The sequence below is a fragment of the Streptosporangium sp. NPDC048047 genome (genome assembly GCF_040653115.1).
GTDB lineage: Bacteria > Actinomycetota > Actinomycetes > Streptosporangiales > Streptosporangiaceae > Streptosporangium.
Window position 1 is genome coordinate 60560 of sequence record NZ_JBEZNH010000013.1, and the last position, 15161, is coordinate 75720.

Annotated in this window: 10 protein-coding genes, 2 tRNA genes and 1 pseudogene; 6 read left to right on the forward strand and 7 right to left on the reverse strand. The window is 72.9% G+C overall.

The window, feature by feature from the left end; all coding sequences use genetic code 11:
* Window positions 1-711 precede the first annotated feature (711 nt).
* The gene (locus AB0D67_RS14245; RefSeq protein ID WP_362934028.1) at window positions 712-1053 is read right to left on the reverse strand and encodes a VOC family protein; all 342 of its coding nucleotides are present in this window, start codon (window positions 1051-1053) and stop codon (window positions 712-714) included.
* A gap of 86 nt (window positions 1054-1139) precedes the next feature.
* On the opposite strand from AB0D67_RS14245, the gene AB0D67_RS14250 reads away from it, so the two are divergent.
* Together AB0D67_RS14250 and AB0D67_RS14255 are read left to right on the forward strand one after the other, a co-directional pair.
* Window positions 1140-1658, forward strand: a complete 519-nt coding sequence (locus AB0D67_RS14250; protein ID WP_362934031.1) for a metalloregulator ArsR/SmtB family transcription factor — start codon at window positions 1140-1142, stop codon at window positions 1656-1658.
* Window positions 1655-2116 (forward strand): SRPBCC domain-containing protein, encoded by a 462-nt coding sequence (locus AB0D67_RS14255; protein WP_362934034.1) that lies wholly within the window; start codon window positions 1655-1657, stop codon window positions 2114-2116. The genes AB0D67_RS14250 and AB0D67_RS14255 overlap by 4 nt, the downstream gene beginning before the upstream one ends.
* 165 nt (window positions 2117-2281) lie before the next feature.
* On the opposite strand, the gene AB0D67_RS14260 is transcribed toward AB0D67_RS14255, so the two are convergent.
* Both AB0D67_RS14260 and AB0D67_RS14265 read right to left on the reverse strand, forming a co-directional pair.
* Window positions 2282-2353 (reverse strand) — tRNA-Val (locus AB0D67_RS14260).
* A gap of 68 nt (window positions 2354-2421) precedes the next feature.
* Window positions 2422-2493 (reverse strand) — tRNA-Gly (locus tag AB0D67_RS14265).
* A 180-nt stretch (window positions 2494-2673) separates the two neighbouring features.
* Between AB0D67_RS14265 and dusB the strand changes: the two genes are divergently transcribed.
* The 3 genes from dusB (at window position 2674) to AB0D67_RS14280 (ending at window position 6993) form a co-directional block, all read left to right on the forward strand.
* Window positions 2674-3795: a tRNA dihydrouridine synthase DusB gene (dusB, locus tag AB0D67_RS14270; RefSeq protein ID WP_362934037.1), complete on the forward strand. Its 1122-nt coding sequence runs from the start codon at window positions 2674-2676 to the stop codon at window positions 3793-3795.
* Between the two features lie 277 nt (window positions 3796-4072).
* A complete protein-coding gene (locus AB0D67_RS14275) occupies window positions 4073-6019 on the forward strand; it encodes a TRAP transporter fused permease subunit (protein WP_362934040.1) in 1947 nt (648 codons plus the stop codon).
* On the forward strand, window positions 6016-6993 hold the full coding sequence (locus tag AB0D67_RS14280) for a TAXI family TRAP transporter solute-binding subunit (protein ID WP_362934043.1): 978 nt from the start codon (window positions 6016-6018) through the stop codon (window positions 6991-6993). Before AB0D67_RS14275 ends, AB0D67_RS14280 begins: the two co-directional genes overlap by 4 nt.
* Before the next feature lie 87 nt (window positions 6994-7080).
* Here the strand turns inward: AB0D67_RS14280 and AB0D67_RS14285 are convergent, their stop codons facing one another.
* Window positions 7081-9336 carry an excinuclease ABC subunit UvrA gene (locus AB0D67_RS14285; protein WP_362934046.1) on the reverse strand — a complete coding sequence of 752 codons (2256 nt, stop codon included), beginning with the start codon at window positions 9334-9336 and terminating at the stop codon, window positions 7081-7083.
* Between the two features lie 62 nt (window positions 9337-9398).
* Between AB0D67_RS14285 and AB0D67_RS14290 the strand changes: the two are divergent.
* Window positions 9399-10334, forward strand: a pseudogene (locus AB0D67_RS14290) (YafY family protein); the annotation flags it as partial.
* A gap of 164 nt (window positions 10335-10498) precedes the next feature.
* Here AB0D67_RS14290 and AB0D67_RS14295 read toward each other — a convergent pair.
* From AB0D67_RS14295 to AB0D67_RS14305, 3 genes are all read right to left on the reverse strand, one after another.
* Complete coding sequence (locus AB0D67_RS14295; protein WP_362934049.1) at window positions 10499-11014, reverse strand: DUF2087 domain-containing protein; 516 nt, start codon at window positions 11012-11014, stop codon at window positions 10499-10501.
* 104 nt (window positions 11015-11118) lie between these two features.
* Window positions 11119-13614: a DUF3516 domain-containing protein gene (locus AB0D67_RS14300; protein WP_362934052.1), complete on the reverse strand. Its 2496-nt coding sequence runs from the start codon at window positions 13612-13614 to the stop codon at window positions 11119-11121.
* 96 nt (window positions 13615-13710) lie between these two features.
* Window positions 13711-15114 (reverse strand): acyltransferase family protein, encoded by a 1404-nt coding sequence (locus AB0D67_RS14305; RefSeq protein WP_362934055.1) that lies wholly within the window; start codon window positions 15112-15114, stop codon window positions 13711-13713.
* Between the last annotated feature and the right edge of the window lie 47 nt (window positions 15115-15161).

Consider the following 15161-nt stretch of genomic DNA (forward strand, 5'->3'; position numbering starts at 1 on the left):
CGGACCCGGGGGGCGGGGACCCGGCGGAGGTCGCCGGATCGCCGTGGGGGCCGGGCCGGGCGCGAAGACGGCGGGCCGGAGGACCAGCGCGTGCGCCGTGCCGCCCAGCCAGCCCACGAGGACCCAGATCGCCGTGGCCAGGACGTATCGGGAGCCTCCGCTGCCGGGGAGGCCCGCGGCGACGACGTAGACGAACAGCAGCAGGCCGTACGCGCCCGCGGCGAGGGCCGCCGCGCGGCTCCGGAGCCTGACGGCGGCGTGGCCGATGACGAAGGGGGTCGCGAGCCCGCAGGTGTACAGCGGGGCGAACGCCCACGCGAAGCTCAGCGGGGGGATCCGCGGCGCGGGCCCGCCGGGCATGTGCCGCCTGCCGGGTCCACCGGGCACGGGTCCACCGGGAGCGCCGGGTCCACCGGGCACGGGTCCACCGGGAGCGCCGGAACCGCTGGGTACGGGTCCACCGGAAGCATCGGGTCCCGGTCCACCGGGGCCGCCGGGTACGGGTCCACCGGGCACACGTTCGTCGGCGTCGCCGTGGTGGGGGACCGAGGGACCGCTGGCTGGGGGCACGCTGTGAATGATACGGCTCGTGCCCTCGCGCGGCCTGCTCACGATCCCTTCGGCGCGCTGGCCGTCCGGCTCGGTCCGGCCCGGTGCGGCTCGGGGACTGGTGGGTGGCCGGCGGGCGTCCGCCGGACCATGGGGCCCGGCTCAGTCGAAGCCGGGGGCGGACTGCCAGAGGCTGATCACGGTGCCCTGGTCGTCGGTGATGGCGCAGCCCCGCCCCGACTTGCTTTCCATGATCTCCTCAGCGGTGCCGCCGAGCTTGCGGACCATCTCCACGACCGTCTCGACGTCCTCGACGGCGTAGTACAGATTGGGCTGCGAGGAGGGTCCGTTCGCGGTGAGGCCCATCGGAACCGCGGTGTTGGTGACGTGCAGGTACGTTTCGTGTTCCCGCCTGAACTCCCAGCCGAACAGCGGGCCGTAGAAGGCCGCTCCCCGGTCGAGGTCCGTGACGGACAGCGTGTAGTACCCCAGTTCGACGGCCATGTGCCGGCCTCCGTGATAATCGTCGTTGTCGTTAACTGTTAACAGATTAACGAAAGTGGGCAATGATTAACAGTACCGTGAATCAATTGGACGCCACCCTGGCGGCGCTGGCCGACCCGACCAGGCGCAAGGTGATCGAGTTGCTGCGTGAGAGGCCCCGGCCCGCCGGGGAACTGGCGCAGGCCGTCCGGATGAGCGCGCCCGCCCTCAGCAGGCACCTGCGGGTGCTGCGGGCGAGCGGCCTGGTACACGCCGAGTCCGGTGACGCGGACGCCCGGGTGCGGCTGTACACGCTGCGCCGCGAGCCGTTCACTGACCTGCAGTCATGGCTGGACCAGGTGCAGGCATTCTGGGCCGAGCAACTCGGTTCGTTCCGGGATCATGTGGAGCGCGTCGCCTCCTCGGCCGAGCACTCCTCGACCGAGTACCTCCCGGGTGGGCACTCCTCAGGTGGGCGCTCGTCCGGCGGGTCGGGTGGGCGCTCGTCCGGTGAGCCCGCCGGGCGGCTCGACCCGGCCGGAGACGACACGGAGGACGGCGTGGAAGGCGACGCGGAGGACGGCGTGAAGGACAGGGCGGAAGGCGGCGCGGGGGGCGGCCGGTGAGCGGCTCCGTCCAGGCCGGGGTCACCGTGCCGGTGGACCGGGCCGCGGCGTTCCGGATCTTCACCGAGGAGATCGACGGCTGGTACGTCCGCGGACCGCACAGCTGGGTCGATCCCGGCCGGGCGGTCGGCATCCGTTTCGAGGACGGTTTCCTGCGCGAGCTGTGGTCGGACGGCGGGCACGTCGATCTCGGCAGGCTCGTGGCCTGGGAGCCACCGCATCGCCTCGTCTGGGCGGACCTGGTCAACCCCGGCGGGCGGATGGAGATCGAGGTGACCTTCCACCCCGTCGAGGACGGCACCGAGGTGCGGCTGCTGCACCACGGCCTCGACACGCTGCCGGCCGACGTGGCCGACCGGATCCGCCGCGGCTACTCTTGGAACATCGCGCTCGGGTGGTTCGCCGGGCGATGGGACTCCGGACGGTCCACCGAGCCGGCCGGTCGCCCGCCGGTGTGAGCGGGCCGCCGAAGCGGCCGGTCGCCCGCCGGTACGAGGGGAGCGTCGAGCCGGCCGGTCGCCGTGGCGGACCGGCCGGGAAAGTGGTGGATCGGCCGCCGGGAGACCTGGTGGATCGGCCGGGGAAACAGAGAATCCCAGGCCATCGGCCTGGGATTTCTTGAGTGGACGATACTGGGATTGAACCAGTGACCTCTTCCGTGTCAGGGAAGCGCTCTCCCGCTGAGCTAATCGTCCGCGCCGGGGTCGGAACATCGGGCGGTCTCCCGGATCCGCCGCCTCGTCCCCGGAGGGGGAGGCTTCCGAGCGGAAGACGGGATTCGAACCCGCGACCCTCACCTTGGCAAGGTGATGCTCTACCACTGAGCCACTTCCGCGTGTTTCCGCCGGGGCTCTCCGCCCCGCGGCGACGAGAGAACTCTAGCGGGTTTTCCGAGTGGTTGCGTAACCGTCATCCCACGGCTCCCGGCCGGCCCCCGCCCGGCCGGGAGCCGTCGCGGCCGGGCGGAGAACGGAGCCGATTCGTACCGCCGCGCGCCGTACGGTAGAAACACGAGGTGGAGTCGTTGAAGCTGGGAGCGCTCGAGGTCTGGCCGCCGGTGGTGCTCGCGCCCATGGCGGGGATCACGAACGCGCCGTTCCGCACGCTCTGCCGCGAGCAGGGCGGCGGGCTGTTCGTCTGCGAGATGATCACGACGCGGGCGCTGGTGGAGCGCAACGCCAAGACGCTCAAGATGATCCGGTTCGGCCCGCGGGAGAAGCCCCGCAGCATCCAGCTGTACGGGGTCGACCCGGTGACCGTCGGGCGGGCCGTCCGCATGATCGCCGACGAGGACCTGGCCGACCACGTCGACCTCAACTTCGGCTGCCCGGTGCCCAAGGTGACCCGGCGGGGCGGTGGCTCGGCGCTGCCGTACAAGCGCAACCTGCTGCGGGCCATCCTGCGCGAGGCGGTGCGCAACGCCGGGACGCTCCCGGTGACCATGAAGATGCGCAAGGGCATCGACGACGATCACCTGACCTACCTCGACGCCGGGCGGATCGCCGTTGAGGAGGGCGTCGCGGCGATCGCGCTGCACGGCCGCACCGCGGTCCAGCACTACGGCGGGACGGCCGACTGGTCGGCCATCGCCCGCCTGAAGGAGGCGGTTCCGGAGATCCCGGTGCTCGGCAACGGTGACATCTGGAGCGCCGGCGACGCGATGCGGATGATGGCCGAGACCGGGTGCGACGGCGTCGTCGTCGGCCGGGGCTGCCTGGGCCGTCCGTGGCTGTTCGCGGACCTGGCGGCGGCCTGCGAGGGCCGCGACGACCGCGTCCGGCCCGCGCTGGGCGAGGTGGCCGCGACCATGGACCGGCACGCCACCCTGCTGGCCGAGGCGTTCGGCAACGAGCAGCACGCCGTGGCGGACTTCCGCAAGCACGTCGGCTGGTACCTCAAGGGGTTCGTCGTCGGCGCCGACCTGCGCCGCGGCCTGGCCACCTCCTCCACCCTCGCCGGTCTGCGCGAGGGGCTGGCCGGGCTCGACGTCGCCCAGCCCTGGCCCGACGGGGCCGACACCCCGCGCGGCAAGACCAACCCGCGCGACCGGGTCCACCTGCCCGCGGGCTGGCTGGACGACCCCTACGAGATGGCGGTCCCCTGCGCCGACGCGGAGACCGACACCTCGGGCGGCTGACCGCCCGCCCGCCTTCCCCGGGTCCGCCCGGCTCCGTCCCGGCCTCCCGGTCCGTGGTTCCGGGTTCGCCCGGCTCCGTTTCCGCCTCCCCGCTCGCGCCCGCGCGACCGTCCGGCTCGCCGCACGAAGCCGCCGCACGAAGCCGCCGGCCGAAGGCCGTCACCGCGTGCGGCGGACGGAGGAAGTGATCATAATGTGATCTTCCCTTGACTGGCCGCCGTCGGCTCCCCGGGTATCCACTGTCAGTGACCCGGCGGCTCACGGCTGGAGACGGCGTTTGACGGAGACCACGCCCACGGACACCGGCACGACCGACGACCTGATCGCCGAGTTCGCGGAGCTCGACGCCGAGCGGCCCGCCCGGCGCCTGACCGGCCGATTGGCCGCGGCCGTCACGGTCGTCGCGCTCTGCCTGTCGCTCTACGCGCTGTACCAGGTGTTCCGTCCCGGGCAGGTCCTGCCGTACCGGATGCTCCTCCTCGCGGTCGCGCTGCCGCTGACCTTCGTCTGCTACCGGCCGGGGCGGCGCGGCGGGGCCCGCCCGGGGATCGCCGACTGGACGCTCGCCGCGCTGTCGCTCGCCGCCTGCCTCTACCCGCTGGTCGTGTTCGACGGGTTCATCCGGCGGGCCGCCGACCCCACGAGCCTCGACGTGGCGGTGGGCGCGGTCGTCGTGCTGCTGGTGCTGGAGGCGTGCCGGCGCACCGTCGGCTGGATCCTGCCGGTCGTCTGCCTGCTCTTCCTGGCCTACGCCTACTACGGCGGCTACCTGCCCATCGACTGGGTCGTCGGGCACCGCGGCTACGACATCGACCGGATCATCGTCGCCTCCGTGATGGGCACCGACGGCGTGTACGGCGTGCCGCTGGACGTGGCGGCCACCTACATCATCCTGTTCACGATCTACGGGGCCGTCCTCGACCACTCCGGCGCGGGAAGGTTCTTCGTGGACGTCTCCCTGGCGGCCTTCCGCCGCTCCCGCTCGGCGCCGGGCCGTACGGTCACCCTCGCCGGGTTCCTGCTCGGCACGGTCAGCGGCTCGGGCGTCGCGACGACGGTGAGCGTGGGCAGCGTCGCCTGGCCGATCCTGCGCCGGGCGGGCTACCCGCCGGAGCAGGGCGGGGGAGTGCTCGCCGCGGCGGGCATCGGCGCGATCCTGTCGCCGCCCACGCTGGGCGCGGCGGCGTTCATCATCGCCGAGTACCTGCGGGTGAGCTACCTGACCGTGCTGGTCTACGCGACGATCCCCACGCTCCTGTACTACCTCGGCATCTTCCTGGCCATCGAGATCGACGCCCGCAGGTACGGCACGCGGACGGTCGAGGTGGACGCGCCCCGGCTGTGGCCGCTGCTGCGCCGCTTCGGCTACCACTTCAGCTCGCTGTTCGTGATCGTCGTGCTGATGGCGCTGGGCCAGTCGCCGTTCCGCGCCGTCGTCTACGCCACCCTGCTGGCGTTCGCGCTGTCGTTCCTGGACCGCGAGCACCGGCTGACCCCGCGCCGGGCGGCCGACGCGCTGGCCGCGGGCACCACGGGGGTGCTGCCGGTCGCGGCCACCTGCGCCGCGGCCGGGCTGATCGTCGCCGTCGTCACCCTGACCGGACTGGGCCTCAAGGCCGGCTCGCTGATCGTCGGCGCCTCCGGCGGGCAGCTCCTCCTCACCGCGCTGCTGTGCGCGCTGGCGGTGCTGATCCTGGGTCTGGCCGTGCCGGTGACCGCGTCGTTCGTCATCGCGGCGGTGATCATCGGGCCCGCGCTGACCGGCCTCGGGGTCACCCCGGCCGAGGCGTACATGTTCATCTTCTACTACGCGGTGCTGTCGGAGGTCAGCCCGCCCACGGCGCTGTCGGCCTTCGCGGCCTCGGCGATCACCGGCGGCAACGCGCACCGGACCATGCTGGCCACCTGGAAGTACACGCTTCCGGCGTTCCTGGTGCCGTTCGCGTTCGTGCTGACCCCGGCGGGCTCGGCGCTGCTCGCCCAGGGCGGAGCAGGGGAGATCCTGGCCGCCGCGGCGGTCTCGGCGCTCGCCGTGGCCGCGCTGGCCGCCGCCACCGGCGGCTGGCTGGCCGGTCCCGCCGGGCCGGTCGAACGGGCGCTGTGCGGGGTGGCCGCGGTCCTGCTGCTGTTCCTGTCGCCTCTCCCGGCCCTGGCCGGGGCGGGCGTCCTCGCTCTCGCCATCGCACTGCATCTCGTCACACGAGCACGGGAGAGACGATCATGACATTCAAACGGGTGGCGGCCGTGCTGGCCGCCGGGACGCTGGCGCTGACGCTCGGCGGCTGCGGCGGCGACCGGTCGGCCGAGCGGGGGACGGGCGGGACCGCCGCCCAGGGCGGGCGGCTGTCGATCGCCACCGGCAACACCACCGGCGTCTACTACGTCCTGGGCGGCGGACTGGCCGACCAGATCGGCAAGAACCTCCCCGGCTACCAGGCGACGGCCGAGGCGACCGGCGCCTCGGTGGAGAACATCCAGCGGGTGGTCAAGGGTGACTCCGACATCGCCTTCAGCCTCGCCGACTCGGCCGCCGACGCGGTGGCGGGCAAGGGGGCGTTCACCTCCCCCCAGCCGATCCGCGCGCTCGCCCGCCTGTACGACAACTACACGCAGGTCGTGGCCACCACCGACTCCGGGGTGAAGTCCGTCGCCGACCTCAAGGGCAAGCGGGTCTCCACCGGATCGCCCAACTCCGGCACCGAGGTCATCGCGTTGCGCATGCTCAAGGCGGCGGGCCTCGATCCCGAGGCGGACGTCACCCGCCAGTCGCTGGGCCTGCCCGAGAGCGTGCAGGGCATCAAGGACGGCACCCTCGACGCCCTGGTCTGGTCCGGCGGGCTGCCCACCCCCGGCATCACCGACCTGCTGACCAGCATGAAGGGCGAGGTCGCCTTCGTTCCGCTGGACTCCGTGCTGGAGCCGATGCGGGCCGAGCACGGCCCGGTCTACGCCGCGGGCACCATCGCCAAGGACGTCTACGCCACCCCGTCCGACGTGTCCACGATCGTCGTGCCGAACCTCCTCGTGGTGAACGAGAAGATGGACGCCAAGCTGGCGGGAGACCTGGCCAGGCTGCTGTTCGACCACAAGGCCGACCTGGAGAGGGTCCACCCGGCCGCCAAGGCCATCACCCGGGAGAACGCCCCGAAGACCGACCCCGTGCCGCTGCACGACGGCGCGAAGAAGTACTACGGCTGACCGGTCCACGGTACGGCGGCCCGCCCGGCCCGGCAGCGCGGCCCGCGCCCCCGCGCGGCGGCGGGCCGTACCCCGGACGGCGGCGCGTCAGCGCGATCGGGCCAGGTCGCGGCGCAGCTCCTCCGCGGTGACGGAGCCGGTCGCCTCCAGCAGCGCCCGGGGCGTGCCCTCGAACACGACGGCGCCGCCCTGGTCGCCGCCGCCGGGCCCGAGGTCGACGACCCAGTCGGCACTCTTGACCACGTCGAGGTCGTGCTCGATGACGATGACGGTGTTGCCCGCGTCCACCAGCCCGTCGACGATTCCGATCAGCCGGTCCACGTCCGCCATGTGCAGGCCGGTGGTGGGCTCGTCCATCACGTAGACGCCGCCGCTCCTGCTGAGCTCCCCGGCGAGCTTGATCCGCTGGCACTCGCCGCCGGACAGGGTGCTGAGCGGCCGGCCGAGCGTGAGGTGGCCCAGCCCGACCTCCTCGACCGAGCGCAGCACCCGCCGCGGCTTCGGCTCGGTGAGAAACCCCGCGGCCTCGCTCACCGTCATCTCCAGCACGTCCGAGATCGACCTGCCGCGCAGGGTGTGCCGCAGCACCTCCTCCTGGAAGCGCCGCCCGTGGCAGGTCTCGCACACCGACGTGATGCCGTCCATGAACGCCAGGTCGACGTGGACGACGCCGAGGCCCCGGCACGCCGGGCAGGCGCCTTCGGAGTTGAAGCTGAACAGCGCCGGGTTCACCCCGTTCGCGGCGGCGAACAGCCTGCGGATCTCGGTCATCAGGCCGGTGTAGGTGGCCGGGGTGGAGCGGACCGACGTGCCGACCGCGGACTGGTCGACGACCACCGCCTTCGGGTACGCGGTCAGGAACGCCTCGTTGACCAGGCTGCTCTTGCCGGACCCGGCGACGCCGGTGACGACGGTGAGCACCCCGGTGGGGAAGGAGACGGTGACGTCCCTCAGGTTGTTCACGTTCGCGCCGGTGACGGTCAGCTCGCCGGTCGGCGCGCGGAACCTCTCCTTGAGCGGCCGGACGCGGCGCAGGTGCCGTCCGGTGATGGTGTCCGCCTCGCGCAGGCCCGTGACGCCGCCCTCGTAGACGATCTCGCCGCCGTGCGTCCCCGCGCGCGGGCCGACGTCCACCACGTGGTCGGCGATCTCGATGACGTCGCGGTCGTGCTCCACGACGAGGACGGTGTTGCCCTTGTCCCGCAGCGCGCGCAGCAGCGCGCTCATGTTCGCCACGTCGCGCGGGTGCAGCCCGATGGTGGGCTCGTCGAAGACGTACGTCATGTCGGTGAGGCTGCTGCCGAGGTGCTTGACCATCTTGATCCGCTGCGATTCCCCGCCGGAGAGGGTCGCGGTGGGCCGGTCCAGGGTGAGGTAGCCCAGGCCGATGCCGGCCATGTGCCGCAGCCGGTCCAGGAGGGGCGGGACCACCGCCGCGGCGACGGGGCCGTCGATCCTCTCGATGACCTCGGCGAGGTGGCGGACCTCCATCGCGGACAGCTCGGCGATGTTGCGGCCGTCGATCCGGCAGGCCAGCGCCGCCGGGTTGAGCCGGGCGCCCCGGCACGCCGGGCATGGCTGGGAGGAGGTGAACGTCATCACCTCCTCCCGCCTGGAGGTCTGCTCCCCGTCCCGGTTGACGTAGAGGCGGTCGAACTTGACGACCAGTCCCTCGAACTTCTGCGAGGCCGTGCCGCTCCGCATCTCCATGGAGACCGTCGTCCCGCCGCCGTACAGGAACCGGTCCCACTCCTCGGGGGTGTAGCCGGTCAGCGGCCTGTCGTTGTCGAACAGGCCGGAGGCGGTGTAGGTCTTCCAGTACCAGGTGCCGACCCCGAAACCCGGCAGCAGGATCGCGCCCTCGTTGAGGGACCTCGTCCGGTCCAGCGCCCGGTCGAGGTCCAGCGCCACCTTCCGGCCGACGCCCTCGCACTCCGGGCACATCCCGGCCGGGTCGTTGAAGGAGAACGCGTTGGAGTGGCCCGCGGGCGGCGTGCCGATCCGGGAGTACAGCAGGCGCAGCAGGGGGTGGATGTCGGTGACCGTTCCGACGGTGGAGCGGGAGTTGCCGCCGATGCGCTGCTGGCCGATGACGACGGCGGCCGACAGGCCCTCGATGTGGTCGGCGTCCGGCCTGCCGTACTTCGGCAGGCGGTTGCGGACGAACGCGGGGAAGGTCTCGTTGAGCTGCCGCTGCGACTCCGCGGCGATCGTGCCGAACACGAGAGACGACTTGCCCGACCCCGAGACGCCGGTGAAGACCGTGATCCGCTGCTTCGGGATCTTCAGGGAGACGTTTCGCAGGTTGTTCTGCCGGGCGCCGGTTATCTCGATGTGACTCATGTGGACGACGCTACGAGGGGTCGCGGTCAGATTCCGGCCGCGATCGGTGGGATCGTGGAGGCATGAGCGACACCACGGGACGGACGCTCCGGCTGCTGTCACTGCTCCAGGCGCACCGGGAGTGGCCCGGGGCCGAGCTCGCCGGGCGGCTCGGGATCAGCCCGCGCACACTGCGCCGCGACGTGGACCGGCTGCGGGAGCTGGGGTATCCGGTCCGCTCCGTCAGCGGTCCCGCCGGGGGATACCGGCTGGAGGCCGGGACCGCGATGCCGCCGCTGCTGCTCGACGACGAGGAGGCGGTGGCCATCGCGGTGGGTCTGCGGACCGCGGCGGCCGGTACGGTGGCCGGGATCGAGGAGACCTCGGCCCGCGCCCTGGCCAAGCTGGAGCAGGTGCTGCCCTCCCGGCTGCGCCGCCGGGTCAGCACCCTGCACACCCAGACCGTGGCGCTGCCCGGCGCGCTGCCCCGTCCCTGGCCGACCGTCGACGCCGAGACCCTCGCCGTCCTGGCGCAGGCCGCCCGGGACCGCGAGCGCCTGCGCTTCGGCTACCGGGGCCGCGACGGCGCCGAGAGCGCCCGGCTGGCCGAGCCGTACCGGCTGGTGTCCACCGGACGGCGCTGGTACCTCGTCGCCTGGGACGCCGGGCGGGAGGACTGGCGGACCTTCCGGGTGGACCGGATGAGCGGCGCGCGGGCGGTCGGCGTCCGCTTCGCCCCGCGGGAGCCGCCCGAAGGTTACGTCGAGCGTTCCGTCGTCGCGCCGATCAGCCGCCACCGGGCGGTGGTCACCCTGTACGCGCCCCTGGCCGTCGCCGCCGAGCGGATATGGCCCTCCGAGCACGTGCGGCTGGAGGCGATCGACGAGCACAGCTGCCTGCTGCGCACCGGGGGCGACTCACTGGAGTGGCTGGCCCTGGTCATCGGCCTGCTGGACCTGGACTTCACCGTCCACGAGCCGCCCGAGCTCATCGGCCGGATGCGGCGGCTGGCCGACCGGCTGCGCGCCCCCGCCGGGTCCGTCGGGGGCGGGTCCGGCGGGGACGGGTCCGGCGGGCCGGGTCCTGCGGAGGCGGGGACGCCCCCGCAGGGCCCGGCCGGGGTGCGAGCCTCCGCGGAGGAGGCGTGACCGGCCGGCCGTACGGCGGAGCCGCCGGACGCCGCTCAGGGCTCGACCGAGCCGCCGGTGCGCCAGTAGACGTTGTTCTCCCTGCCCAGCATCCCCTCGTCGACCAGGTAGCGGCGCAGCGCCGCGAAGTCGTCGTGGAAGGCGCGCAGCGCGACGTCCACCTCCTTCTCCGGGTAGCGGACCCCCGGCTCGAAGACCTGGGCGATGTAGTCGAGCACGATGATCTGCTTGTCGCGCTTGGTGGGGATCGCCCGCAGCCGCCCGTCCACCAGGAACGACCGCAGCACCTTCTCCTCGGGGGAGGACGGCTCGGCGGGCCTGGCCGTGGTGTGCAGCAGCTCGCGGAACCGCTCCCTGCGCACCGTCCACCGGCCGTCGTCGTCCCGTACGGCCAGGCCCCCGCGTTCCAGCCGGTCCAGCGCCCGGCGTAACGCCTCCTTGCCGAGTCCCGAATCCTCGGGTTCGCCGTTCAGCGTCAGCGCCGCCAGCGTCCGCAGCGTGTCCTCCTGGTAGAGCAGGCCGAGCACCTGCCTGATCGCGTCGTCACTCATGCCCCTATTCTCTCGGCCCCGCCGGGTGTTTCCGGCCGCCCGGGAACGGCCGGAGGACCCACGCGGAGGACCGGGACCGGCCACCGGAGACGATCAGGGCCGGGTCAGAGCCGGTTGAGGCCGGTGACGTGGACGACGGCGCGGCCCTCCTCGTCGGAGGCGGCGAGGTCCACCTGGGCGTCGATGCCCCAGTCGCCGTCGCCCGCCGGGTCGGCGATGACCTGGCGGACCCGCCACAGCTCCTTCTCCTCCTCGATGCGCAGCAGCGCCGGGCCGCGGGCGTCGGGGCCGGTGCCGACCTCCTCGTGGTCGTCGTAGTAGGCGTCGAGGGCGGCCGGCCAGTCGACGTCGGGGGCGAGCTCGGCCAGCTCCTCCTCCTTCTCCAGGGCGACCAGCTCGACCAGGCGGAACATCGCGTTGCGGACCAGCACCCGGAACGCGCGCGGGTTGGCGGTGACCGGCCGCGGCTTCGTCTCGATCTCCTGCTCCGCGCCCTCCTCGGTGGTGGGGTTGGCCAGCTTCTCCCACTCGTCGATCAGGCTGGAGTCGACCTGGCGGACCAGCTCGCCCAGCCACTCGATGAGGTCGACGAGGTCCTCGGTCTTGAGGTGCTCGGGGATGGTCCGTGACAGCGTGCGGTAGGCGTCGGCGAGGTAGCGCAGGATCGTGCCCTCGGAGCGGGACAGGTCGTAGAACTGCACGTAGTCGGAGAAGGTCATCGCCCGCTCGTACATGTCGCGCACGACGCTCTTCGGGCTGACCGTGTAGTCGCCGACCCAGGGGTGGCCCCGGCGGTAGGTCTCGTAGGCGCCCAGCAGCTCGTCGGCCAGCGGCATCGGGTGGGTGATCTCGGCGAGCAGCTCCATCCGCTCCTCGTACTCGATGCCGTCGGCCTTCATCTGCGCCACGGCCTCGCCGCGGGCCTTGTTGAGCTGCGCCGACAGGATCTGGCGGGGGTCGTCGAGGATGGACTCGATGACCGAGACCGCCTCCAGCGCGTAGGTCGGCGACTCGAAATCCAGCAGGTCGAGGGCGGCCAGCGCGAAGGTGGACAGCGCCTGGTTCAGCGCGAAGTCCTCCTGCAGGTCGACGGTCAGACGCGCCCGGCGGCCCTGCTCGTCGGGCTCGGCGAACTGCTCGACCACGCCGCCGGCCAGCAGCGACCGGTAGATCGCGATGGCCTGGCTGATGTGCCGCCGCTGCCACCTGCGGTCCTCGTGGTTGTCGGTGAGCAGGTGCTTCATCGCCGCGAAGCAGTCGCCGGGGCGGTTGATCACCGCGAGCAGCATCGCGTTGGTGACCTTGAAACGGGAGCCGAGCGGCTCCGGCTCGGCCTGCTGGAGCTTCTCGAACGTCTCCTCGCTCCAGCCGACGAAGCCCTCCGGCGGCTTCTTGCGGGCGTAGCCGCGCCGCCTCTTCGGGTCGTCGCCGATCTTGGCCAGCGCCTTCTCGTTCTCGATGACGTGCTCGGGGGCCTGGCAGACGACGTAGCCGATCGTGTCGAAGCCCGCCCTGCCGGCTCGTCCGGCGATCTGGTGGAACTCCCGGGCGCGCAGCCGGCGCACCTTCGTGCCGTCGTACTTGCTCAGCGCGGTGAACAGCACGGTCCTGATCGGCACGTTGACGCCGACGCCGAGGGTGTCGGTGCCGCAGATGACCTTCAGCATGCCCGCCTGGGCGAGCCGCTCCACCAGCCGGCGGTACTTCGGCAGCATCCCGGCGTGGTGGACGCCGATGCCGTGCCGTACCAGGCGGGACAGGGCGCGGCCGAAGCGGGTGGTGAAGCGGAAGTTGCCGATCAGCGCGGCGATGGCCTCCTTCTCGGCCTTGGAGCACATGTTGATGCTCATCAGCGCCTGCGCCCGCTCCATGGCCGAGGCCTGGGTGAAGTGGACGACGTAGACCGGGGCCTGGCCGGTCGCGAGCATCTCCTCCAGCGTCTCGTGCAGGGGGGTGAGGCGGTAGGAGTACACCAGCGGGACCGGCCGCTCGGCGTTCTTGACGACCGCGGTGGGCCTGCCGGTGCGCCGGGTGAGGTCCTCCTCGAACATGCTGACGTCGCCCAGCGTCGCCGACATCAGGATGAACTGCACGTGCGGCAGCTCCAGCAGCGGCACCTGCCAGGCCCAGCCCCGGTCGGGCTCGGCGTAGAAGTGGAACTCGTCCATCACGACCTGGCCGATGTCGGCCGCCGCGCCGTCGCGCAGCGCGACGTTGGCGAGGATCTCCGCGGTGCAGCAGATGATCGGCGCGCCCGGGTTGACGCTCGCGTCGCCGGTCATCATGCCGACGTTCTCGGTGCCGAACACCGCGCACAGGTCGAAGAACTTCTCCGACACCAGCGCCTTGATCGGCGCGGTGTAGAAGGTGCGCACGTCCCGGGTGAGGGCGGTGAAGTGGGCGCCGGCCGCCACCAGGCTCTTGCCCGACCCGGTGGGCGTGGCCAGGATCAGGTTGTTCCCGGAGACGACCTCGATCAGCGCCTCCTCCTGGGCGGGATAGAGGGTGAGCCCCCGCTCGGAGTTCCACGCGACGAACGCGTCGAAGATGGTGTCGGGGTCGGCGTCGATCTCTTCTGGCAGGCGATCTACAAGGCTCACGGTTCAATACTGCCGAAGAACCGGCGGTGGTCGGACCAGCGGGGGGCGGATCGGGTCACGTTTCGGCGGGAACGCCGGCCGTACGGGCCCCGCGGATCACCGCCGGGTCCCGGGGGCGGGCACCGCGTTCCGCCGGGCGGGCCCGGCCGTACGGCCGAGCAGCAGCGCCGAGAGCAGCAGCCCCGCGCCGGCCAGCGGCGCCGGTCCCGGCACGAAGCCGAACGCGGTGAACAGGAGCAGGCCCGCGGCGGCCAGCCCCGCCGCCACCGCGATCCGGACCGTCCCCCCGGTGTACGGCGCGGCCGGCCGGGGCATCTCGAACCGGGAGAAGGCGCGCAGCAGCGGCCACAGCGCCAGGACGAGCAGCAGCAGCCAGTGGGGCCAGCCCGCCAGCCAGGCCGGGCCGCCCGGCTCCGGGGTGGAGATCCCCAGGCCCACCACGACCATCGCCGTGACGACGCACAGGGCGCTCATGTGCCACAGGTAGACCGTCATCATCCGCGGGCCGGTCCAGGCGAGCACCCTGGACACCGCGGGGAGGCGGGCGAACGCCATCGCGCAGGGACGCAGGGCCAGGGCCAGCCCGATCTGCCCGGCGCCCACCGCCAGCAGCGCGAGGGTGGGCGGCGCCATGTTGGAGACCGCCGCGCCCGGCATCCCGATCATGCTGCCGGGGTAGGGGCCGGCGGCCACCAGTGCCGCGGCCGCGCCGTACCCGGCCAGGGCGATCAGCCAGGGGCGGCGCGGGCGGCCCGTGGCGTACCGCAGGCCGAGCTGGTGGATCGCCGGCCAGACGAACGCGATGTTGAGGTACCCGGCCGCCTCCAGGCCGCCGGCGAAGCGCACGAGGTCCACCACGACGGCCCCCGCCGCCATCGCCGCGGGCACCCGGAGCCCGTACGCCGCGTCCAGCCTGACCAGCAGCGGGGTCAGCGCCACCACGGCCACGTACACCGCCAGGAACCACAGCAGCTGCCCGGCCAGCCGCGCGGCCGTCAGCACCGGCTGCTCCGGCAGGCCCATCGCGAGCAGCAGGTGCGGCAGCGGCAGCCAGACCGCGGCCAGCGGCACCACCGGCAGGACCAGGCGGCGCAGCCGGGCGGCGACCCAGGCGGGGGCCGGAAGACCGCGCCGCGCCGCGCGGCCGAAGGAGATCGCACCGGCCGCGCCCCCGGCGAAGAAGATCAGCGGCATCACCTGGCTGACCCACGTGACCAGCCACATGTTCCCGGCCGCGAGCGCGTTGCCGGTGGCGATCCTGCCGTCGCCGAAGGACAGCACCGGCATGCTCCAGTGCTGCAGCACCACCAGCGCCATGCCGAGCAGGCGCAGCACGTCGACGAACAGGTCGCGGCCGGGCTCCGCGCCGGGCGCGGGCCGGCCGGACGCCGTGCGCTGGGGCGGCACGGAACCGGGCGCGGGACGACCGGCCGGCGCGGTCGCCGGCGCCGTCACCGGGGCGGTCCGCGGCGCCGTACGGCCCGCGGGGAGGGGGATCACGGCGGTCAAGGGAGGGCCTCGATTCCTCGAAAAGGGGATGTCCCGAC

Bases quoted from the DNA above. Each gene is read 5' to 3' on its own strand.
- AB0D67_RS14245 (WP_362934028.1), bottom strand. From the start codon at position 1,053: ATGGCCGTCGAACTGGGGTACTACACGCTGTCCGTCACGGACCTCGAC.
- AB0D67_RS14280 (WP_362934043.1), top strand. From the start codon at position 6,016: ATGACATTCAAACGGGTGGCGGCCGTGCTGGCCGCCGGGACGCTGGCG.
- AB0D67_RS14285 (WP_362934046.1), bottom strand. From the start codon at position 9,336: ATGAGTCACATCGAGATAACCGGCGCCCGGCAGAACAACCTGCGAAAC.
- AB0D67_RS14295 (WP_362934049.1), bottom strand. From the start codon at position 11,014: ATGAGTGACGACGCGATCAGGCAGGTGCTCGGCCTGCTCTACCAGGAG.